This is a genomic window from Streptomyces sp. NPDC052020, from assembly GCF_040680575.1.
Classification (GTDB): Bacteria; Actinomycetota; Actinomycetes; order Streptomycetales; family Streptomycetaceae; genus Streptomyces.
On record NZ_JBFAWY010000031.1, the window covers coordinates 25437 to 46313 of the forward strand.

Consider the following 20877-nt stretch of genomic DNA (forward strand, 5'->3'; position numbering starts at 1 on the left):
AACCGGGCGGATCGTCCTCCGGCTGTCCCGGCCTCCGGCCGTCCCACCCGGTTCACCCGCGGTCCGCGTCCGCCCGCAGCGCAACCAGCGCCGACCAGACCGCCCCCTCCTCCTCGACCGGGAACAGCCGCGGCGGGACGGGCCGCCCGGCGGCGAACAGGACGTACGCCCGGGTGAGGTGGGACCAGGCGCCCCACTCCTCCCACCAGTGCGCCCGGGCCAGGACCCGGTCGCGGGACCGGCAGGCGATCCACGGCAGGAGGAACAGCTCCTCCTGCGGGTGGTCCGGCAGGACCGACCGCACCGGCAGCGGCTCCTCGGCGCCGTCCGCGAGGACCCGCGGCGGCGCGGGCCGGGCGGGGTCCCGGGGGAGGGCCACGATGGTCTCCCCGAGCCGGTCCCCCTCGCCCCACTGCCCGGCCATCGCCGCGAGCTCCGCCCGCTCCGCGTCCCCGATCGCCAGGCCCTGGGCGCGGAGCCGTGCCACCAGGACGTCCAGTCCCGCCTCCTGCTCCCCGATGTCCCAGCACGCCCGCACGTCGTCCACGTCCCCGGGGTCCGGCAGCAGGCGGGCCAGCCGGGGCCACACGGCGCCCTCGGCGGCGTAGGCAGCCATCCGTCGGTCACTCACCGGGGAAGCGTATCGCCGGGCGGCCGGCAGCCCGCCGGGGTCTGACGGCATCTGACGGCAGTCCACCGGGGGACTGACGGGGAACTGACGGCACTTCACCGGAGGACTGACAGGGTGTGTGCCGAGGGAGGTCACCCGCCCAGCACGTCCCGCACGAACGCGTTGGTGAACTTCCCCGCCGGGTCCAGCTCCCGCGCCAGCGCGCGGAAGTCGTCCAGCCGCGGATACCGCCCGCGCAGCCGTGCCGCCGGAGTCGTGAACACCTTCCCCCAGTGCGGCCGCGGCTCGAAGGCGCCCAGCACCTCCTCGACCCGCCGCACCACCGGCAGCACCGCCCGGGTGTCCTCGACCCAGGTGAAGTGCGCGGCCACCGTGTCCCGCCCGTAGGACGGGCTCAGCCACTGCTCGTCGGCGGCCACCGCGCGCACCTCGCAGATCTGGAGCACCGGGGCCACCGTCGCCCGTATCGCGTCCAGCGCGCGCAGCGCGCCGAGGGCGTGCCGGCGCGGCATCAGATACTCCGACTGGAGCTCCGCGCCGCTGCTCGGCGTGAACTCGGCCCGGAAGTGCGGCAGCCGTTCGTGCCACGGCCCGGGGACGCCCAGCTGCTCGGTGCAGTTGACGGCGGGCATGCCGGGGACGGGGTGCGCCTTCACGGTGGCGGGCGCGGCCCAGGGGAAAGCGGGCAGCGGCTGGTCGGTGCGCCGCTTCAGCCACACCTGCCGGAAACCGGGCGCCCGCCAGTCCGTGAACAGGCTCACACTGTAGGCCGCCGCCATGACCGCCTCGAAGGCGTCGGGGTCCAGCCCGTCGAGCGGCAGTTCGGTGAAGACGTACTGCTCGACCTCGAAGGCAGGCTCCAGGTCCAGGGTGAGCGCGGTGACCACGCCGAGCGCGCCCAGCGAGGTGACCGCTCCGCCGAACCGCGCGTCCCCCCGCCCGATCACCACCGACGAGCCGTCCGCCGTCACCAGCTCGACCTCTCGCACGGCGGCGGCCAGCGGGCCGTTGCCCACCCCGGAGCCGTGGGTGCCGGTCGCGACCGACCCGGCCACCGAGATGTGCGGCAGGGAGGCCATGTTCGGCAGCGCGAGCCCGTGCGCGTGCACCCGGCGGGCCAGTTCCGCGTACCGCACACCACCGCCGACGCGGACCGTGCGGGCCGTGGTGTCCACGTCGATCTCCGGCGGCAGCGCGGCCAGCGACAGCAGCACGCCCTCGGCGCCGGGCTCGGCGATGTCGTTGAAGGAGTGCCCGCTGCCCAGCACCCGCGCGGCCGGGCTGCGCGCGACCAGCGCCCGCAGCGCGTCGAGGGAGTGCGGCCGGTGCAGTTCCTTCGCCGCGTAGGTGATGTTTCCGGCCCAGTTGGTCACGGTCTCGGTCATCCGGTCGCCCCTTTCCGGGGAGTCGAGCGCCAGGAGGTCACCGCTGGAACCTATCCGGGGGACCGGTCCGGGCCGTCACCCAGGTGGGGGAAGCGGGAACCGGCCGGGCGCCCCCGTGCCCCCGGGCCCGGCCCGGGGCACGCCCGTACCAGGGGCCCGGGGCTCCCGCCCGGCACGCCCGGACAGGACACGCCGCGCGGTCCGGGGGGACCCGGCACGGACGGCGCGAAGGCGGGGGCATACCGTGAGATGTCGTACGCCTGAGCCGGGAGGAGAGACGGATGGACAGCCGTACCGCGCTGGTCGAGGATCTGATGGAGCGGTTTCCGCATGTGCCGCGGGAGGCCGTCTTCAAGGAGGACCTGCTGCGGGGCGGCGTGGCCTTCGACCCCTCGGCCCTCAGTGACAACGAGTCCGGGGAGGTGAAGCCGAAGTCGTACTTCATCTTCTCCTTCGACCACGGCACCCTGCCCGAGCTGGGCGAGGCCGCGCTGCGCCGCCCGCCCGAGGAGATCATCCTCACCGGCGGCCCCTACGACCTGCGCCGCACCGTCGTCTCGGTCCGCGTGAACCCGGCCTCGCCCTACCGCGTGGCCGCCGACGAGGACGGCATGCTCGGCCTCTACCTGGACGGCAGGCGCATCTCGGACGTCGGCGTGCCGCCCATGCCCGAGTACTACCGGCACAAGCTGTCCAACGGGAAGTCCGTCATGGAGGTGGCCCCCACCATCCAGTGGGGCTACCTGATCTACCTGACCGTCTTCCGCGTCTGCCAGTACTTCGGCGCCAAGGAGGAGTGCCAGTACTGCGACATCAATCACAACTGGCGCCAGCACAAGGCGGCCGGGCGGCCGTACACGGGCGTGAAGGACGTCGAGGAGGTCCTCGAAGCCCTGGAGATCATCGACCGCTACGACACCCAGAAGGCGTCCACCGCCTACACCCTCACCGGCGGCGCCATCACCAAGACGGTCGCCGGCCGCGACGAGGCCGACTTCTACGGCCACTACGCCAAGGCCATCGAGGAGCGCTTCCCGGGCCGCTGGATCGGCAAGGTCGTCGCCCAGGCGCTGCCCAAGGCCGACGTCCAGCGGTTCAAGGACTACGGCGTGCAGATCTACCACCCCAACTTCGAGGTGTGGGACGAGTACCTGTTCAAGATGTACTGCCCCGGCAAGGAGCGCTACGTCGGCCGCGACGAGTGGCACAAGCGCATCCTGGACTCGGCGGACGTCTTCGGCGCGCGCAACGTGATCCCCAACTTCGTGGCGGGCGTGGAGATGGCCGAGCCGTTCGGCTTCAAGACGGTCGACGAGGCGATCGAGTCGACCACCGAGGGCCTGCGCTTCTTCATGTCGCACGGCATCACGCCCCGCTTCACCACCTGGTGCCCCGAGCCGACCACCCCGCTCGGCAAGGCCAACCCCCAGGGCGCCCCGCTGGAGTACCACATCCGCCTCCTCCAGGCCTACCGCCAGACCATGGAGGACTTCGGCCTCTCCTCGCCCCCCGGCTACGGCCCGCCCGGCGCCGGCCGCGCGGTCTTCTCGGTCAGCTCCTTCATGGACAGCCTTCCGGCGGACGAGCCGGTGGGGGCCTGACCTGAGGCGGTGACCCCGCCCCCGGCACTTTGCCGGGGGTTCACCGGGGGGCCAGGGGACGTGAACCCCAGCCGGAGCACCGGGGCGGCCGCGGACGGCCGCGGCCCCGGCACCGGCCGGCCTTCCCGGCCCGGCACCGGGGCCGCGAGACGGGCGGCGTTCGTCGATGCGGGCCAGCACATGGCCGCCCGCAAGGACGGCCTCGCGGCCACCCACATCGCCCAGGTCCAGCGGCTGATCGCCGAGGGCCAGGAAATCGCGGCCACCGCCCGGAAGAACGCCGCCCTCGCCTCCCAGGCCGCCGCCGAGGCGAAGGGGGCCGCCGCCGACGCGGAAAAGGCCAAGCAGGACGCCGCGCAGAGCGCAAGGGAGGCCGGGAACTACGCAGCCGACGCCGACGCCGCCGCCGGCCAAGCAGAGAGCAGCGCCGCGCGGGCCAAGGCGTCCGCGGCTACCGCGCGCGCCGCGGCCAACCGTGCGAACCAGGACGCCATCGCAGCCGAGGAGTCCGCAGCCCAGGCCGAGTTCTCGGCCGAGTACGCCCGCACCTCGGCCTACGAGGCCCGGGTAGCGAGCGACCGCGCCCAGGCCGATGCGCTGGCAGCAGGCGAGAGCGCCGAGGAGGCCAAGAAGGACGCAGCCGCGGCGTGGAAGGACATCGCGGCCAAGCACACGGCTGAGGAAGCCGAAGCCCGGCGCCTCGCCGCGGAGAAGCGGAAAAAGGAAAGCGAAAGCAAGCCGAAGTGCTACATCCCGACAAACCGGGACGATGGCGACATCGTCACTGTCCGGGCCAACCGCTTCTCCAGCCAGTACGCGCGCACCTGCAACCTTACGGTCAAGGACCTGCACTCGTACTACGTACTGGTCGGCGACACCCCAGTGCTGGTCCACAACAGCCGGTGCCTGATCGGCAACGTCGTCGGGCCCAAGGGGGGGGGGGGGGGGGGGGACGCCCTGGCTGCCCAAGGGGCGAAAGGCCGTCGCTGTGACAGACAAGGGCAAGGGCTGGGTCTACGAGATCAAGGAGAGCGAGGCCATCGCCAACGGGCTCAACAAGAAGGTGAGGTGCGTCCGTGTGATGGACCCGGTCGCGAAGGGTAAATACCCGTACCCGAACGGGTGCGTGATCTACATGAACGAGGGCCAGTCCATGAACCCCATCACGGGTCAGGTCGGCATCCCCAACAACGACCCCTACAAGCACATCCCGATTCCATGACTTCCATCGAAGACCTCTTCAGAGGCTCCCAGGACGGCACGCCGGCGGATCCCGTCGACTGGGACCCGCTGCGGGAGTCCGATGCGTTGCAGGAGACCGGCCTCCTCGACTGCAGGGTGTGCCCCCTCACCGGCAGGGCCGGGCTGCTCCTCGACATGCGCAGCGCCCTCCAGTACCGCACGGGCAACGCCGCCCTGCTCGTGGTCCGGGGGCTTGCGTCATTCCAGTGGAATGAGGAGCCCCTGGAGCGTGACCTGCTGTCCTTCGCGATCATGTCGAGCACACCATCGGCGGCACGAAAGGGATGGCGGATGGACCTCGACCTCTTCCCGGGCGGCGAGCTTTCCGTCACTGGCCAAGGGGCGGACTTCTATCTCCTTGAAGCCGAGGGTGTCCCCGACGCTCCGCCGGACTATACGGGGCGCAAGCTGAACGAGGTACGCGAGGGTCTTCCGTGGTGGGTTTCCGACTGCACCGTGCTGCAGTTCGCCACTACGAGCGGCAAGTGACATAACAGTGCGGTCGAAGCGGCCCGCCAAGGTCTCTCCTTGGCGAGCCGCTTCAATTCAGTTCTTGAGTGATCCAGGCCAGCTCGATCTCCGAAGGAGAAGTTTCTGATTTCAGCGTGAATCCCAAGGTGCACTGACGCAGGCTGTCTGGCGGGGTACCGCCAGCCCCGCTTCACGGCGTCCAGCACGGCACCGCGCACGCATGCAGGTGTTGCTCCGGGCGCCGCAGCCGCCGCGAGGGCGGGCCGCCGACGTGACAGGGCTGCCACTTCGGTGGGCACCGCCCTCTCACGCTGCCTCCCGCAGCGCTGCGGCGACGGTGCCTCCACCATGACGCTGCTGCGGATGTCGCCGCTTGCGCCGCCGCAGGCCGTGTGACCTCATCAGGCCGGAGTGTGGTGCCGGTAATTAGCTGGTGCATACCCAAGAGGGGTGGCTAGGGTTATGCACGATCCGGTGGATGCTCTGCCGCCGGTAGTCGTTCTACGTGCTCGGGAGGTGTTGACCGATGGCTGTCGCTGCGACGGGCGTTGCCCGCATCCGGAAGTTCGTCAAGTCCACCTCTGTGGCCGCCGGCTGACCTCACACCTTTTTCCGCGCCAGCGCGCGGTGCCGGGGCCACCCCTCTGAAGGGTCACCCCTTGTCTTCCTCCTCTCTCCAGAGTTCGTCCTCCTCGCATCCGCTCGTGCCGTACGGCTGGGACACGGGCTGGGAGGCTGAGTTCGCTCCGTATGCCGAGCGGGGACTCGTGCCCGGCCGTGTCGTCCGCGTCGATCGCGGGCTCTGCGACGTCGTCACCGCGGTCGGCACCGTCCGGGCCGACACCGAGTTCGTCGTCCCCCGGGACCCGATGAAGGTCGTCTGCACGGGGGACTGGGCCGCCGTCGATCCCGAGGGGGGTGATCCGCGGTATGTGCGGACGCTGCTGCCGCGCCGTACCGCCTTCGTGCGCTCCACCTCCTCCGAGCGGTCCGAGGGGCAGATCCTCGCCGCCAACGTCGATCAGGCGATCATCGCCGTGTCGCTGGCCGTCGAACTCGACCTCGCCCGCGTGGAGCGGTTCCTGGCCCTCGCCTGGGAGTCCGGGGCGCAGCCCGTGGTCGTGCTCACCAAGGCCGACCTCGTGCCGGACCCCGTGACGCTCTCCCACCTCGTCCAGGACATCGAGAGCGCCGCCCCGGGCGTGCCGGTGCTGCCCGTCAGCTCCCTGCGCGGCGAAGGGCTCGACGTCCTGTCCGCCGTCGTCGGCGGCGGCACGGCCGTGCTGCTCGGGCAGTCCGGAGCGGGCAAGTCCACCCTCGCCAACGCCCTGCTCGGCGAGGATGTCATGGACGTGCGGGCCACCCGCGACGTGGACGGCAAGGGACGCCACACCACGACCACCCGCAACCTGCTGCCCCTGCCCGGCGGGGGCGCGCTGATCGACACCCCGGGACTGCGCGGCGTCGGACTGTGGGACGCGGGTGACGGCGTCGGCCAGGTCTTCGCGGAGATCGAGGAACTGGCCGCCGAGTGCCGCTTCCACGACTGCGCGCACGAGAGCGAGCCCGGCTGCGCGGTCCGCGCCGCCCTCGACGCCGGGGAACTGCCCGAGCGGCGGCTGGAGAGCTACCACAAGCTGCTGCGGGAGAACCAGCGCATCGTCGCCAAGACCGACGCCCGGCTGCGCGCCGAGATCCGCAAGGAATGGAAGCGCCGGGGCGCCCAGGGCAGGGCGGCGATGGAGGCCAAGCGCGGCCGTCTGCGCTGACGGACGGCCACACCGGCCGACGCCATGTCCGATTTCCGCCAGCCCGATCCGCCCGGTCTGGCGGAGACTGGACAGCGTGATGGACGAGGACACCCGATACGAGGCCGTGCGCAGCCGGGACGCCCGGTTCGACGGCGCGTTCTTCTTCGCCGTCGAGACGACCGGCATCTACTGCCGGCCCAGCTGCCCGGCGGTCACGCCGAAACGGCACAACGTGCGGTTCTTCCCGACGGCCGCCGCCGCGCAGAGCTCCGGGTTCCGGGCCTGCCGGCGGTGCCGTCCGGACGCCGCGCCCGGCTCGGCGGAGTGGAACGTGCGCGCCGACGTCGTCGGCCGCGCCATGCGGCTGATCGGCGACGGCGTCGTCGACCGGGAGGGCGTCGCCGGCCTCGCCGCCCGCCTCGGCTACAGCCCCCGGCAGGTGCAGCGGCAGCTGACGGCCGAGCTGGGCGCCGGGCCGGTCGCCCTGGCCCGCGCCCAGCGCGCGCACACCGCACGGGTCCTGCTCCAGACCACCGGACTGCCGGTCACCGAGATCGCCTTCGCGTCGGGGTTCGCCAGCGTGCGGCAGTTCAACGACACCATCCGCGCCGTGTACGCGGCCACCCCGAGCCAACTGCGCGCCGCCGCGCCCGGCGGCGGACGGGCGGCCCGCCGCCGGGCGACCCCGGCCGCCGGGATCCCGCTGCGGCTCGCCCACCGCGGCCCCTACCAGGCCCGGTCCGTCTTCGACCTGCTCCAGCGGGAGGCCGTCCCCGGCGTCGAGGAGGTGACCGGTACCCCCGGCCGCCGCGTCTACCGGCGCACCCTCCGCCTCCCGCACGGCACCGCGATCGCCGCCGTCCACGAACGCCCGGGCAGCCCGGGAGCCGCCTCGCGCGGCGCCCACCCCGGCGGCTGGCTGGACGCCCGGCTGCACCTCACCGACCACCGCGACCTGACCACCGCCGTCCAGCGGCTGCGGCGCCTGTTCGACCTCGACGCCGACCCGTACGCCGTCGACGAGCGGCTCGGCGCCGACCCCCGGCTCGCCCCGCTGGTCGCCGCCCGCCCCGGACTGCGCTCACCCGGCGCCGCCGACCCCGAGGAACTCGCGGTGCGGGCGCTGACGGGGAGCGCGCGGGCCGCGCGGCTGGTCCAGCGGTACGGCAAACGGCTGGACGCCCCGTGCGGCGGCCTGACCCACGTCTTCCCCGAGCCGGCCGCCCTCGCCGACGCAGAGCCCGGCCCCCTGGGCGCCCTCGCCGCCGCCCTCGCCGACGGCGACGTACGCCTGGACCCCGGCGCCGACCGGGACGACGCCCACCGGGCCCTGCTCGCCCTGCCCGGCCTGGACGCCGCCACGGCCGCCGCCATCCGCACCCGCGCCCTCGGCGACCCGGACGTCGCCCCGCCCGGCGCCGACCTGCCCGACACCTGGCGCCCCTGGCGCTCGTACGCCCTGCACCACCTGCGTGCAGCCGGAGAGCTGGAGTTCTCGTGACGACCTACGGCACGATCACCGACGCGGCGGCCCCCGGCACCGCGGACGCCCCCACGTACTGGACCGCGCTCGACAGCCCCGTCGGACGCCTGCTCCTCACCGCCGGCCCGGACGGCGCGCTCACCTCCCTGTCGGTCCCCGGGCAGAAGGGCGGACGCACCGTGCAGGACGGCTGGCGGCACGACCCCGGGCCGTTCCGCGAGGCCGCCGACCAGCTCGCCGCCTACTTCGCCGGGGAGCTCACGGAGTTCCGGCTGCCGCTGCGCGCCGAGGGCACCGCCTTCCGCACCCGCGTGTGGGACGCCCTCGACGCCGTGCCGTACGGCCGGACCACGACCTACGGCGAGATCGCCGCGCGGATCGGCGTCTCCCGGGCCGCGGTGCGCGCCGTCGGCGGCGCGATCGGCGCCAACCCGCTGCTCATCGTGCGGCCCTGCCACCGCGTGATCGGCGCGGACGGGACCCTGACCGGGTACGCGGGCGGGCTCACCCGCAAGACCTGGCTCCTCACGCTGGAGGGCGCCCTGGGCCGGGCGGACGCCCCCGCGCACCTCAGCCCGCGATGACCGCGACCAGCCACGCCGCCGCGACCAGCAGGCAGGCGAACAGTTCCGCCAGCACGCTGGAGCCGCCCGAGCGCATCGCCGTGCGCAGCGCCGCCACCGCCTCGCCGTGCCGGCCCAGCCGCAGCCGTTCGGCGAGGTAGACACCGCCCAGGAAGCCGGGGATCGCCCCCACCACCGGGATCAGCAGGAACCCGAGGAGCGCCCCCGCTCCCGCGAACGCCGTCAGCCGCCGGCCCGCGCCGCTCGCCCGCAGCCGCCGGGGCGGCAGGGCCCAGCGCACCGCCTGGGACAGCAGCAGCACGGCCGTGGCCCCCACCAGCACGCTCCACGCCACCGGGCGGGGATCCCGCAACGCCCACCACGAGACCCCGGCCCACACCAGCCACGAGCCGGGCACCCCGGGCAGCAGCACTCCGCACAGCCCGAGCACGATGACCAGGCCGGCCAGCAGGAGTTCCACCACTCCCATCCGACCAGAGTGCCGGAGGCCCGGCGGGATCGCAGAACCTCCGGACGGCGGCCGCGGGTGGGCCGGACAACGGCTGTGTCCGGGCGGGGCGGCGGCCGCGCGCGGGCCGGGCGGCGTCAGTGCTCCCGCGCCACCCAGCCCCGCTCGTACGCGTGCCAGCCCAGCTGCAACCGGGTCGTCACCCCGGTCAGTTCCATCAGCCGCTTCACCCGGCGCTGCACGGTGCGCAGCCCCAGATCGAGCTGCTTGGCGACGCTCGCGTCGGTCAGACCGGCCAGGAGCAGGGAGAGGATCTCCAGGTCGGTGGGGTCGGGACCGTCCGGCTCCCGCTCCGTCATCCCGGACGCGCCGAGCCGCAACGGCAGCGCGCTCCGCCACACCGACTCGAACAGCCCGGCCAGCAGCTCCAGCAGCCCGCTGGCGTGGACGACCAGCGCGGCGGGCTCCGCGCTGCGCCGCGTGAGCGGCACCAGGGCCAGCGACCGGTCGGCGATCACCAGCTTGGTCGGCACCCGGTCCACCACCCGCACCTGCTCCTCGCGGCCGAGCGCGGCCGTCAGCTCGGTGAGGCTTTCCGGCAGGTCCAGCACCGCGCGCTCGACCACCACCCGGTAGCGCACACCGCGCCCCGCCGCCTGCTCCTCCGCGTCGTTCTCCATGCCGCTGACGGCCATCGGATTGCCGGTGACCAGCGCGCACACCTCCTCGCTCGCCCCGAGCTGGAGCTGGAGGAAGCGCTGCGCGACCGCCGCCGCGCCGATCACCACCTCGACCAGATCGTGCACCGCGGGCTCGGCCGCCGCCGCCCGGTACTCCTCCGCCAGCAGGGCCGCCGCCAGCTCCGCCCTCTCCAGCTCATGCCGCTGCTGGGCGAGCAGCGCGCCCAGCGCCACGCCCGGCGGCGCGGCGACCCAGCGGCCGGGCCGCGCCGAGGACTGCGCCGCGAGCCCCTGCCGTTCCAGCCGGCGCAGGGCGCGCTCGGTGGCCTGCTCGCCGAGCGCCAGCCGCCGCGCGAGATCGGGCACGTCGGCGGCGCCCGCAGAGACCAGCGCCCGGTACGCCGCCTCATGCGTCTCGTCCAGCCCCAGCACTCCCAGCATCAAGCGTCGCCCCTCCCCAGAACCGGCCCGCGCTGCCGCCCGTGGCGGGAAACGGCCACGGCGCAAACCCGCCTCGGGACATCATCGCCGTACCGGCCGTCCCTCCGCCAAGGTGGGGGCGCCGCGGCGCCGGGGGTCCGGGTCACCTTCGCTCGCCGGACGGTCCTTCGGTGGGGGGGCGGCCGCCCGGCGACCGCACCGCATGGCTGTTCGACGCCTCACCCGACGCGGTGTTCCCGCCGGTCGCCGCCCGGCGCAATTTCCGGATGACCCGTTTTCCCACGGCTCGTGCGGTGGACAATCGGGGACATGAGCCAGCAGGGGGGAAGTCCCACCGGTCACGACGACGACTGGTGGGGCCAGTTGTACGACGACACCACCGGCGACACGGGTCCCGCGGCCGCGGCCGATTCCCTGGACGACCGGTTCGCCTCCGCGGCCGGGGCGGTGACGGAGACGGACGGACCGCCGGCGGACGGCACGGGCGGGGCCACCGGCTCACCCGCCCCCGGCGAACGGCCGCCCCGCACGCCGCACACCACGAACGGCGTCCCGGCACCCCGCGCCGCCAACGGCGTCCCGGCACCGCGCGCCGCGGACCCGCGCATCCCCGCCGGGAGCACCGGGGAGCCCGGGGGAAGCGCAGGGCGTACCGGGGATTCGGCAGACGTTTCGTACGGTTCCGGGGACCCGGTGGGGGCCGCGCCGGATGCCGGGGGTTCGGTGGGTGTCTCGCCCCGCGCCGGGGATCCGGCCGCCCCGCCGCGCGCACCCTGGGAAGGTCCGCGCGCCGCACCGGCCGGTCCCGTCACCTTCCCGCCCAGTCCGGCGCCCGGAACCCCGGACACGCCGCCGGGAGCGCCGTCCCGCCCCGCCGGGACACCCGCCGCGCACGTCCCGGCCGCCCGGAGGCCCCCCGACCCGCGCACGTCCCCGCCTCCGCCCCCACCCCCGCCCTCGTTCCCCCTGCGGACGCCCGCCCCGCCGGAGTCCCCGTCCCCTGCCTCGGGGCAGGACGCCCCCGAGGCCCCGGGCGAACCCCCGATCGACCAGCCCCCGCCGGCCCCCGGGGACGGCCGGGCCGCCGGCCGGGCCGCCGTCGTACCGCCCCCGTCCCCCGACTACGTCGGCTCCGGCCCGCCCACCTACGACCCCGAACCGACCGCGCTGCCGGCCGCCGACCCCGACGGCCTCGACGACCTGATCCCGGACACCGTGCTGGACGGCGCCCGTTACGGCACCTGCACCCTGCGCGCCCTCTCGCTGCGCGGGGACTCCCCCCGGTTCCGTGGGGAGCGGCGCCGCGACGCCCTGCTCACCGCCCGCTTCGGCACGGGCGACCAGGCACTGATCGTGGTGGCGATGGCCACCGGGGCCCGCGCCGCTCCGGGGGCGCACCGCGCCGCCGCCGACCTCTGCCGCTGGATCGGCCGGGCCGTCGGCCGCAGCCACCTCCAACTGCTGGCGGACGTCCGGGCCGGGCGGCGCGGCGACCTGAAGGCCGGGCTGCACCGCCTCACCGACCGCAGCCTCGGCAAGCTCCGCGCCGACGCCGCCGAACAGGACCTCGCCCCCGACACGTACACGGCCACCCTGCGCTGTCTGCTGCTGCCGGGCGACCCCGACTGCCGTACGCGCGTGTTCTTCGGCGTCGGCGCGGGCGGACTGTTCCGGCTGCGCGACGGCACCTGGCAGGACCTGGAGCCGGACGCCGCCGGCGTCACCGGAACCCCGGCCGCCGGGTACGGCCCGCCGCCGGACCGGACACCCGAGGGCGACCGGCCCACCCCTGACCCGGACCTCGCCACCCCGCCCGCTCCGCACGGCGAACCGGCCGGAACGCCGCCCCGCGAACCCTTCCGCTTCCGCGTCTCCCTCGCCCGCCCGGGTGATGTGCTCCTGATGTGCACCGCCGGTCTGGCCGAGCCGCTGCGCGGCGAGGACGAACTGCGCGAACACCTGGCGCGGCGCTGGTCCGGCCCCACCCCGCCGGGCCTGGCCGCCTTCCTCGCCGACGCCCGGGTCAGGGTGAAGGGCTACGCCGACGACCGTACGGCCGCCGCCGTGTGGGAGGCGTGACGGCGCCCGCTGTGGATTCATGGGACCCAGAGGAACCCGGAGCAACCCGAGGACCCAGCGGACCGGAGGGCACACCACAGCCATGGCCAGACAGAACGTCGCGGAACAGTTCGTCGACATCCTCGCCCGCGCCGGAGTCCGGCGCCTGTACGGCGTCGTCGGCGACAGCCTCAACCCCGTCGTGGACGCCGTACGCCGCAACGCCGCCATCGACTGGGTGCACGTCAGGCACGAGGAGAGCGCCGCCTTCGCCGCAGGCGCCGAGGCGCAGATCACCGGCAAGCTGACCGCGTGCGCCGGCTCCTGCGGGCCGGGCAACCTCCACCTCATCAACGGCCTGTACGACGCCCACCGCTCCATGGCCCCCGTCCTCGCCCTCGCCTCCCACATCCCCTCCAGCGAGATCGGCCTCGGCTACTTCCAGGAGACCCACCCCGACCGGCTCTTCACCGAGTGCAGCCACTACTGCGAACTCATCTCCAGTCCGCGCCAGATGCCGCGGGTGCTCCAGACCGCCATCCAGCACGCCGTCGGCCGGCGCGGCGTGAGCGTCGTCGCCCTGCCCGGCGACATCGCGGGGGAGCCCGCCCCCGAGCGGGCCGCCGAGACCGCCCTGGTCACCTCGCGGCCCACCGTCCGCCCGGGCGACGACGAGCTGGACCGGCTGGTCCGGTTGATCGACGAGGCCGACAAGGTCACCCTGTTCTGCGGCAGCGGCACGGCAGGGGCGCACGCCGAGGTCATGGCGTTCGCGGAGAAGATCAAGGCGCCGGTGGGGCACGCGCTGCGCGGGAAGGAATGGATCCAGTACGACAACCCGTTCGACGTCGGGATGAGCGGGCTGCTCGGCTACGGCGCCGCCTACGAGGCCACCCACGAGTGCGACCTGCTGATCCTGCTCGGCACCGACTTCCCGTACAACGCCTTCCTGCCCGACGACGTGAAGATCGCGCAGGTCGACATCCGGCCCGAGCACCTGGGCCGCCGCTCCAAGCTGGACCTCGCCGTGTGGGGCGACGTGAAGGAGACCCTGCGCTGCCTGACCCCGCGGGTGAAGGCCAAGAAGAGCCGGCGCTTCCTGGACAAGATGCTGAAGAAGCACGCGGACGCGCTGGAGGGAGTCGTCAAGGCGTACACGAAGAAGGTCGACAAGCACGTCCCCCTCCACCCCGAGTACGTGGCGGCGGTCCTGGACGAAATGGCCGACGAGGAGGCGGTGTTCACCGTCGACACCGGCATGTGCAACGTCTGGGCGGCGCGCTACCTCACCCCCAACGGGCGCCGCCGCATCATCGGCTCCTTCTCGCACGGCTCGATGGCCAACGCGCTGCCGATGGCGATCGGCGCCCAGCTCACCGACCGGCGGCGGCAGGTCGTCACCCTCTCCGGCGACGGCGGTTTCTCCATGCTGATGGGTGACTTCCTCACCCTGGTGCAGTACGACCTCCCGGTGAAGGTGGTGCTGTTCGACAACTCCTCCCTCGGCATGGTGGAGCTGGAGATGATGGTCGCCGGGCTCCCCTCCCACGGCACCGCCAACACCAACCCCGACTTCGCCGCCGTCGCCGAGGCGTGCGGCGCCTTCGGCGTGCGCGTCGAGAAACCCAAACAGCTCGCCGGTGCGCTCAAGGACGCCTTCCGGCACAAGGGCCCCGCCCTCGTCCACGTCCTCACCGACCCCAACGCCCTGTCCATCCCGCCGAAGATCAGCGCCGAGATGGTCACCGGCTTCGCCCTGTCCGCCTCGAAGATCGTCCTGGACGGCGGGGTCGGCCGCATGCTCCAGATGGCCCGCTCCAACCTCCGCAACATTCCGCGCCCGTAAGCGGTGTGACCGCCCCTCGCGGCGCTGTGGCAAGGGGGGCGGAGTTCGGCCAACTTCGCCCCCGGACATCCGGCAGGACTGCCGGGCGCCGGATCGGGCAAGGATCCTCGTGAACGTGTTCGAGCAGGAGGGAAACCGACATCGGCACGCGGGCGGGGGCATGAAGAGGCAGGCAAGAGGGGGCGGCCCCACGACGGCCGGGGCGTCCTCGGCACACGGCACGGCACAGCGGCAGACCGGCACCACCGACGCGGCGGCGCCCCAGCTCAGGCGAAGACTGGGACGGGCGGACCTGCGGGCTGTCCCCGAGGCGCGCCGGGCGCTGCGCGAACTGCTGCGACACTGGGGCAGGCCCGGACGCTCCGAGGTGGCGGAGCTGCTGACGAGCGAACTCGTCACCAACGCGCTCATCCACACCGACGACGACGCCGTACTGACGGCCACCGTCGGTCCGCGCGGGGTGCGGGTGGAGGTACGGGACTTCGTGGCCGGGCGGCCCCGGCCGTGTGCCCCCGGCTCCGGTGAGGCGACGAACGGCAGGGGACTGGTGCTGCTGGAGTCCCTCGCGGACGCGTGGGGTGTCCGGGCACACGGGGTGGGCAAGTCGGTCTGGTTCGAACTGGACGCCGAGGCGGCGTGAACACCGACGCGCAGCGTGAACACCGAGGCGGCGTGAAGCGAAAGGGGCGTGAACGCCGAAGGGGCGTGGCCCGTGGCCACGCGCCCTCGCCCGGAAAAGCCGTACTCACGGCCGGGGGCGCCGGCCGCCCTCAGGGGCCGGTCAGCCGAACTGCTGCTCCAGGTCCTTGAGTTTGCGCTCCAGGGAGTCCAGGCGCGGCAGGGCCTGGGTGTCGTCCTCCGCCGTGAGGTCGACGGTGACCCGGTCACCGCCGCCGCGCACCGGCTGGAGGGAGGGACGCGTGGGCGGCGCGGATATGGCAGGCTCCGCGGCGGCCCGGTCCGCGCCCCGTTCCACCGCCTGCACCTCGATCTCGACCTGGGGTCCGTCGCCCCGCCCGGGGAACCCCGGGTGGCCCCGGCGGATCGCCTTCAGCCGGGCCCGCTCCAGGCGCTGCCGCTCGCGGCGCCGCTGCCGGGTCTCCTCCTTCCGCCGCCGGTCCTCGCGCACCTCCTCGACCGCCTCGTCCAGGCTGCGCACCCCCTCCAGGAGCATGAGCGACCAGGCCCGGTAGGTCTCCCGGGGCGCCCGCAGCCAGCGGACGATGCGGATCTGCGGCAGGGGGCGCGGCACCAGCCCCTGCTCGCGCAGGGCCGCCCGGCGCGTCTGCTTCAGGGCGCGGTCGAACAGGACCGCCGCCGACAGGGACATGCCCGCGAAGAAGTGCGGGGCGCCCGCGTGGCCCGCGCCCCGCGGCGCGTGCACCCAGTTGAACCAGGCCGCCGCCAGGGCGAACGTCCACACCAGGATCCGGGAGCCGAGGGCGGCGTCACCGTGACTGGCCTCGCGCACCGCGAGTACGGAACAGAACATCGCCGCCCCGTCCAGACCGAACGGGACCAGGTACTGCCAGCCCCCGGACAGCCCGAGGTTCTGCTCGCCGAAGCCGACCAGACCGTGGAAGGAGAGCGCCGCCGCCACCGCGGCGCAGCAGAACAGCAGAACGTAGGAGACGGTGCCGTAGACGGCCTCCTTGCGTCTGCGGCGCTCCTCGGCGCGCTCCCAGGAGTCGTCCGCGCTCGCGCGCTTCACCGGGGAGCGCTTGCCGCGCGCGAGCACCGCAACCGCCGCCAGCATGCCCAGGAGCAGGACGGCGCCCGGAAGCAGCCAGTTCAGCGATATGTCGGTCAGTCTCATCTGGGTCCCTTGCCGTGCGATAGGGCGTGACGCCCGCCATGGTGGCCCAAAGCCGGTGGCGCTCAGGCAGTTTCCCGGCAAGAGGCCGCCAAGGGAGTGCGACAGGGGTGCCCAGGGTGGCTCGGCTATCGAACTAGCGCTTGAAGAGGGCGAATTGGGTTCGAGTGAGACCTGCCTGTGCGGGTGATCGCGCAGGCGTTTTCGGTGATCTGTCAGGCGGGCGTGGTAGCGGTGTCAGCGCGCGGCGGCGGTCAGCCGGCCGACGCGGTCCGCGTCGCAGGTGCGCGGGCAGGTGGCGCAAGTGTCCTCGGGGCGCACCGTATAGAACATGCAGCAGCTGGCCCGGTCCCGGGTGCGCAGCGGCTCGCCGTCCGGCCCGGTCAGCTCGCGGAACGCCGCCGCCCCGACGTACGGCCGGGTCGCGCCCGGCAGCAGCAGCTCCAGCTCGTGCCGCGCCCGCTCCTCCTCGCCGAGCAGATGGGCCACGTACCACAGGCCCTCGACGATCTCGTCGGTCGCCATGCCCCACAGGGCGCGCCCGCGCCGCCGCATCCGCGGCCCGAAGCCGGCCAGCACCGGCTCCAGGTGCTCGGCGACCGCCGCCCGCACCTCGGCCCGCAGCGCCTCCTCGCCGGCGACCACGCGGGCGCCGGGGAGCGCGGCGGCCGGATCGCCGGGCAGGCAGGCGAAACCCTCCGTCCGGACGGCCATGCGGCCCAGCGAGAGGCCGGGGGCGGTGCGGTCGAACGAGACGTGCGTCACGGGCAGCCGGGGCACCCGGCGGTGCAGGAACCACGGCACGGTGACGAGCAGGCAGGCCGGCCAGGCGTACCGGTGGAGCCCGAAGCTCGCCACCACGTCCGGGCGGGCCTTGAGGCCGTAGTCGCGCAGCACCTGCGCGTCGTCCCAGGCGAGGAACTCCGCCAGCGCGGTCCCGCCCTCCGCGAGGGAGGCGGCGGCGACCCAGCCGCCGCCCCGGGGGGCCGGTTCGCCGGGGCCGAGCACGGTGACGGCCAGCCCGGGGAAGACCTCGGTCAGACGGGCGTACGCGTCCGCGACGGCCGAACGGGGCACGGGCATACGGGACCACCGATCCACGTCTCACAACGGGCTGACTAAAGGTAAGCCTTACCTTACCCCGCACTCGCCGGAATGTGCACCGTCGGCGCGGGCGCTTATCGTGCTCGACGGGGCGGGTCACCAGCCCGTCCCGTCCCACACACCGACACGTCCCGGAGGAGGACTCGTGAAGCAGGGCACGCAGGGCCCCGCCGGGCCGGACGCCGCCGCGGCCCGCCCGCCGGGGCAGGTCCGGGTGCCGCCCCAGCCCGGCGCGGGGGGGCCCGCGCGCGGCGAGCACCCGCACGGCGGACCGCACGCTCCCCGCACCCGCCCCCTCATCCAGCGGTCCTCCGTGCGCGGACAGATCCTCGACGCCCTGCGCACCGCGCTCCTGGCGGGGGAACTGAAGCCCGGCGAGGTCTACTCGGCCCCGGCGCTCGGCGAGCGGTTCGGGGTGTCGGCGACCCCCGTGCGGGAGGCGATGCAGCAGCTCGCGCTGGAGGGCGCCGTCGAGGTCGTCCCCAACCGCGGCTTCCGCGTCCTGGAGCGCAGCGGCCGGGAGCTGGCCGAACTGGCCGAGGTGCGGGCTCTGATCGAGGTGCCGGTGATGCTGCGCCTGGCCCGTACGGTGCCCGCGGCGCGCTGGGCGGAGCTGCGGCCCCTGGCGGAGGCGACCGTCCGCGCCGCCTCCGCCGGGTGCCGGGCCGGCTACGCCGAGGCCGACCGCGCCTTCCACCGGGCGGTGCTGGCCCTGGCGGGCAACGAGCAACTGGTCCGGATCGCCGAGGATCTGCACCGCCGCGCCCAGTGGCCGCTGGTCGGCCTGCCCGCGGCGCCCGGACGCGCCGATCTGGTGGCCGACGCCCACGAGCACACCGCACTGCTGGACGCGCTGATCGCCGGGGACCCGGACGTGGTGCGGGACCTGGTGGAGGACCACTTCGCCCCCTCCTGAGCGGTTGCCTCCCCCGCGGCCATGTCCCCCCTCACGCCGTCCGAGTCCGCCGCGCCCGACGACCCGGTGGTGCCGCCCGGCCGCTACCCCGCGCGCCGGACGCCGGTCCGCCCGGCACCGCGCCGGTCCAGCGTGACCGCGACGGGGGCGGCCGTGAACACCGACGAGTACGTGCCGACCGCCAGGCCGACGAGGAGGGCCAGCGCGAAGTCGGTGAGCGCGTCCTCGCCGAGGACGGCGAGCGCGCCGACGACGAGCACCGCGCCCATGCCGGTGCTGACGGTCCGCGGCAGCGTCTGCACCACCGCCCGGTCCACGACCCGGGACAGCGGCAGTCCGCGATGGCGTCCGCGCAGCTCCCTGATGCGGTCGAAGAGGACGACCGAGTCGTTGACGGAGTAGCCGACGACGGTCAGCACCGCGGCGAGGAACACCCCGTCGACGGGTTTGCCGAGCCAGGCGAAGACACCGACCAGGATCACCACGTCGTGGGCGAGCGCGGTGACCGCGGCGGTGCCGAACAGCCAGCGGAAGCGGGCCGCCAGGTAGAGCAACTGGGCGCCGAGCGCCACGGCGAGGGCGATGAGCGCGTTGCGCCGCAGCTCCTCGCCGAGGCTCGGGCCGATCATCTCGTCGCGGAGCTTGTCCGCCCCGCCCCCGAGGCCGCCGACGGCCTCGGTGACCCGGTGGGCCTCGGCGTCGGTCAGTTTCTCGGTGCGCACCGACAGCCCGGCCTCGCCCGACGTCTGGACCACCGCGCGCGGCAGGCCCGCGTCGGCCAGCGCGGCGCGGGCCCGGTCGGGGTCGACCGGCTTCGCGGTGGCGTACTCGATGAGGCGTCCGCCGGTGAACTCCACCCCGAGATCCAGACCACGCACCGCGATACCCGAACCCGCCAGGGCCAGCAGGGCGGCGGAGACCGCCAGCCAGCGGCGCGAGCGGCCCATCAGGCGCGGCTCCCGGCGCAGTACGGCCTCGCGGACCCGGCCGGGGGTGGCGATACCGGTGAGGCGGGGGCGGCGGCGCACCGCCGGACGGTTCACCGCGAGGTCGGCGAGGACACGGGTGACGACCAGGGCGCTGACCATGGACGCCAGGACGCCGATGCCCAGGGTCACGCCGAAACCGCGCACCGGTCCGGAGGCGAGGAAGAACAGCAGGGCGGCGGCGATCAGCGTGGTGACGTTGGAGTCGGCGATCGCGCTGAAGGCACCGCGGAAGCCCGCCGTCAGGGCCGACCGGGGACTGGGGCGGGTGCGGGCGGCGTACTCCTCCCGGGCGCGTTCGAACACCAGCACGTTGGCGTCCACGGCCATGCCGATCGCCAGGACGAACCCGGCCAGGCCCGGCAGGGTCAGCGTGGCGCCGAGCGCGGCCAGCGCGGCGTAGGAGATCAGGCCGTAGCAGACCAGGGCGAGGGCCGCCAAGGCGCCCATCAGCCGGTAGACGACGACGATGAACAGGGCGGTCAGCGTGGTGCCGACGACCGCCGCCCACGCCCCGGCCTCGATGGCCCGTTCCCCGAGGGTGGGGCCGACGGTGCGCTGTTCCACGGTCTCCACCGGCACCGGGAGCGCGCCCCCGTTGACCAGCAGGGCCAGCTCGCGGGCCTCCGCGTCGTCGAACGAGCCGGTGATCTGCGTGGAACCGCCGGTGATGCCGGCGCGGCAGGCGACCGACGGGTCGACCTCGGGGGAGGAGATCACGGTGTCGTCGAGGGTGATGGCGACCCGGCGCCGCGGGTCTCCGGCCGGATGGCAGGCGGCCTCCCCGGTCAGCCGGGCCCAGCCGGCGCGGCCCTCGCCCTTGAAGTCCACGGTGACGTGCCATCCGGCGCCGCTCTGCTGGTCGAACCGGGCCTGGGCGCCCTCGACGTGGCGTCCGGTCAGCTCGGCGGGCGCCAGCCGGAGTCTCGTGCCGGACTCGTCCGCCAGGACCCGCTCGCGCGGACGCTCGGCGTCCGGGGGCGCGGACGCGCCGGTGCCGCCGGTCCCGCCGGCGGCCTCGGCCGTGCCGAGCACCGCGTGGAAGGTGAGCTGAGCGGTACGGCCGAGGACCTCGGCCGCCTTCCTCGGGTCCTGGACCCCGGGCAGTTCGACGACGATCCGGTTGCTTCCGGAGCGCACGAGGGTCGGCTCGGCGACGCCCAGCGCGTCGATGCGTCCGCGCAGGACCTCCACCGTGCGGTCGGTGGTCTCCGCGTCGGCGGTGACCGCGGGCGTGGAGCGGGTCTCCAGCACGATCTGGGTGCCGCCGCGCAGATCCAGTCCGAGGCGGACCGGCACGGTGACGGCGATGTACAGCGATACGGCGATCACGGCGAGGGCGAGGGACGCCCGCACCCGTGAGGAACGGTTCACAGGGGCCTCCGGCAGGCATGCCGCGGCAGCGGCCTGCGCGGGCCGCGGCGGGGGAGGCGGCGC

Annotated in this window: 17 protein-coding genes; 10 read left to right on the plus strand and 7 right to left on the minus strand. The window is 74.4% G+C overall.

Translation table 11 applies throughout. The features are described 5' to 3' along the window. Positions 1 to 52: 52 nt before the first annotated feature. Together AB0L74_RS26635 and AB0L74_RS26640 are read right to left on the minus strand one after the other, a co-directional pair. Positions 53 to 631, minus strand: coding sequence for a hypothetical protein (locus tag AB0L74_RS26635; RefSeq protein ID WP_365657395.1), 579 nt, complete (start codon positions 629 to 631; stop codon positions 53 to 55). 131 nt (positions 632 to 762) lie between these two features. Beyond that, positions 763 to 2016: a D-arabinono-1,4-lactone oxidase gene (locus AB0L74_RS26640; RefSeq protein ID WP_365657398.1), complete on the minus strand. Its 1254-nt coding sequence runs from the start codon at positions 2014 to 2016 to the stop codon at positions 763 to 765. Positions 2017 to 2297: 281 nt separating this feature from the next. Here AB0L74_RS26640 and AB0L74_RS26645 point away from each other — a divergent pair, with 281 nt between their 5' ends. From AB0L74_RS26645 to AB0L74_RS26670, 6 genes are all read left to right on the plus strand, one after another. Next, positions 2298 to 3617: a radical SAM protein gene (locus tag AB0L74_RS26645; protein WP_365657401.1), complete on the plus strand. Its 1320-nt coding sequence runs from the start codon at positions 2298 to 2300 to the stop codon at positions 3615 to 3617. Between the two features lie 180 nt (positions 3618 to 3797). After that, a complete protein-coding gene (locus tag AB0L74_RS26650) occupies positions 3798 to 4721 on the plus strand; it encodes a hypothetical protein (protein WP_365657403.1) in 924 nt (307 codons plus the stop codon). 114 nt (positions 4722 to 4835) lie between these two features. Then, complete coding sequence (locus AB0L74_RS26655) at positions 4836 to 5348, plus strand: hypothetical protein (protein ID WP_365657406.1); 513 nt, start codon at positions 4836 to 4838, stop codon at positions 5346 to 5348. 641 nt (positions 5349 to 5989) lie between these two features. Further along, the gene (gene rsgA, locus AB0L74_RS26660; RefSeq protein ID WP_365657409.1) at positions 5990 to 7099 is read left to right on the plus strand and encodes a ribosome small subunit-dependent GTPase A; all 1110 of its coding nucleotides are present in this window, start codon (positions 5990 to 5992) and stop codon (positions 7097 to 7099) included. 79 nt (positions 7100 to 7178) lie between these two features. Then, positions 7179 to 8582, plus strand: a complete 1404-nt coding sequence (locus AB0L74_RS26665; protein ID WP_365657524.1) for an AlkA N-terminal domain-containing protein — start codon at positions 7179 to 7181, stop codon at positions 8580 to 8582. A 14-nt stretch (positions 8583 to 8596) separates the two neighbouring features. Beyond that, entirely contained in the window at positions 8597 to 9148 is a 552-nt protein-coding gene (locus AB0L74_RS26670; protein ID WP_365657526.1) for a methylated-DNA--[protein]-cysteine S-methyltransferase, read from the plus strand. Here AB0L74_RS26670 and AB0L74_RS26675 read toward each other — a convergent pair. Then, positions 9135 to 9617 carry a DUF456 domain-containing protein gene (locus AB0L74_RS26675; RefSeq protein WP_365657412.1) on the minus strand — a complete coding sequence of 161 codons (483 nt, stop codon included), beginning with the start codon at positions 9615 to 9617 and terminating at the stop codon, positions 9135 to 9137. The genes AB0L74_RS26670 and AB0L74_RS26675 overlap by 14 nt on opposite strands. A 116-nt stretch (positions 9618 to 9733) precedes the next feature. Beyond that, a complete protein-coding gene (locus tag AB0L74_RS26680; protein ID WP_365657415.1) occupies positions 9734 to 10717 on the minus strand; it encodes a winged helix-turn-helix transcriptional regulator in 984 nt (327 codons plus the stop codon). Between the two features lie 309 nt (positions 10718 to 11026). On the opposite strand from AB0L74_RS26680, the gene AB0L74_RS26685 reads away from it, so the two are divergent. From AB0L74_RS26685 to AB0L74_RS26695, 3 genes are all read left to right on the plus strand, one after another. Then, positions 11027 to 12796, plus strand: a complete 1770-nt coding sequence (locus AB0L74_RS26685; RefSeq protein ID WP_365657418.1) for a protein phosphatase 2C domain-containing protein — start codon at positions 11027 to 11029, stop codon at positions 12794 to 12796. Between the two features lie 82 nt (positions 12797 to 12878). Then, on the plus strand, positions 12879 to 14621 hold the full coding sequence (locus AB0L74_RS26690; protein WP_365657421.1) for a pyruvate dehydrogenase: 1743 nt from the start codon (positions 12879 to 12881) through the stop codon (positions 14619 to 14621). A gap of 160 nt (positions 14622 to 14781) precedes the next feature. Further along, positions 14782 to 15261, plus strand: coding sequence for an ATP-binding protein (locus AB0L74_RS26695; protein ID WP_365657424.1), 480 nt, complete (start codon positions 14782 to 14784; stop codon positions 15259 to 15261). Positions 15262 to 15402: 141 nt separating this feature from the next. On the opposite strand, the gene AB0L74_RS26700 is transcribed toward AB0L74_RS26695, so the two are convergent. Both AB0L74_RS26700 and AB0L74_RS26705 read right to left on the minus strand, forming a co-directional pair. Further along, positions 15403 to 16437, minus strand: coding sequence for a DUF2637 domain-containing protein (locus AB0L74_RS26700; protein WP_365657427.1), 1035 nt, complete (start codon positions 16435 to 16437; stop codon positions 15403 to 15405). Positions 16438 to 16671: 234 nt separating this feature from the next. Further along, a complete protein-coding gene (locus AB0L74_RS26705) occupies positions 16672 to 17517 on the minus strand; it encodes a (2Fe-2S)-binding protein (RefSeq protein ID WP_365657430.1) in 846 nt (281 codons plus the stop codon). Between the two features lie 166 nt (positions 17518 to 17683). On the opposite strand from AB0L74_RS26705, the gene AB0L74_RS26710 reads away from it, so the two are divergent. Beyond that, positions 17684 to 18454: a GntR family transcriptional regulator gene (locus AB0L74_RS26710; protein ID WP_365657433.1), complete on the plus strand. Its 771-nt coding sequence runs from the start codon at positions 17684 to 17686 to the stop codon at positions 18452 to 18454. An 83-nt stretch (positions 18455 to 18537) separates the two neighbouring features. Here AB0L74_RS26710 and secD read toward each other — a convergent pair whose 3' ends face one another. After that, the gene (gene secD, locus AB0L74_RS26715; RefSeq protein ID WP_365657436.1) at positions 18538 to 20814 is read right to left on the minus strand and encodes a protein translocase subunit SecD; all 2277 of its coding nucleotides are present in this window, start codon (positions 20812 to 20814) and stop codon (positions 18538 to 18540) included. Between the last annotated feature and the right edge of the window lie 63 nt (positions 20815 to 20877).

What these genes read in the sequence shown, in the direction of transcription:
- AB0L74_RS26675 (WP_365657412.1), bottom strand. Translation starts at nt 9,617, where the DNA reads ATGGGAGTGGTGGAACTCCTGCTGGCCGGCCTGGTCATCGTGCTCGGG.
- AB0L74_RS26650 (WP_365657403.1), top strand. Translation starts at nt 3,798, where the DNA reads ATGGCCGCCCGCAAGGACGGCCTCGCGGCCACCCACATCGCCCAGGTC.
- AB0L74_RS26690 (WP_365657421.1), top strand. Translation starts at nt 12,879, where the DNA reads ATGGCCAGACAGAACGTCGCGGAACAGTTCGTCGACATCCTCGCCCGC.
- AB0L74_RS26705 (WP_365657430.1), bottom strand. Translation starts at nt 17,517, where the DNA reads ATGCCCGTGCCCCGTTCGGCCGTCGCGGACGCGTACGCCCGTCTGACC.
- AB0L74_RS26640 (WP_365657398.1), bottom strand. Translation starts at nt 2,016, where the DNA reads ATGACCGAGACCGTGACCAACTGGGCCGGAAACATCACCTACGCGGCG.
- AB0L74_RS26665 (WP_365657524.1), top strand. Translation starts at nt 7,179, where the DNA reads ATGGACGAGGACACCCGATACGAGGCCGTGCGCAGCCGGGACGCCCGG.
- AB0L74_RS26685 (WP_365657418.1), top strand. Translation starts at nt 11,027, where the DNA reads ATGAGCCAGCAGGGGGGAAGTCCCACCGGTCACGACGACGACTGGTGG.
- AB0L74_RS26645 (WP_365657401.1), top strand. Translation starts at nt 2,298, where the DNA reads ATGGACAGCCGTACCGCGCTGGTCGAGGATCTGATGGAGCGGTTTCCG.
- AB0L74_RS26700 (WP_365657427.1), bottom strand. Translation starts at nt 16,437, where the DNA reads ATGAGACTGACCGACATATCGCTGAACTGGCTGCTTCCGGGCGCCGTC.
- AB0L74_RS26680 (WP_365657415.1), bottom strand. Translation starts at nt 10,717, where the DNA reads ATGCTGGGAGTGCTGGGGCTGGACGAGACGCATGAGGCGGCGTACCGG.
- AB0L74_RS26695 (WP_365657424.1), top strand. Translation starts at nt 14,782, where the DNA reads ATGAAGAGGCAGGCAAGAGGGGGCGGCCCCACGACGGCCGGGGCGTCC.
- AB0L74_RS26655 (WP_365657406.1), top strand. Translation starts at nt 4,836, where the DNA reads ATGACTTCCATCGAAGACCTCTTCAGAGGCTCCCAGGACGGCACGCCG.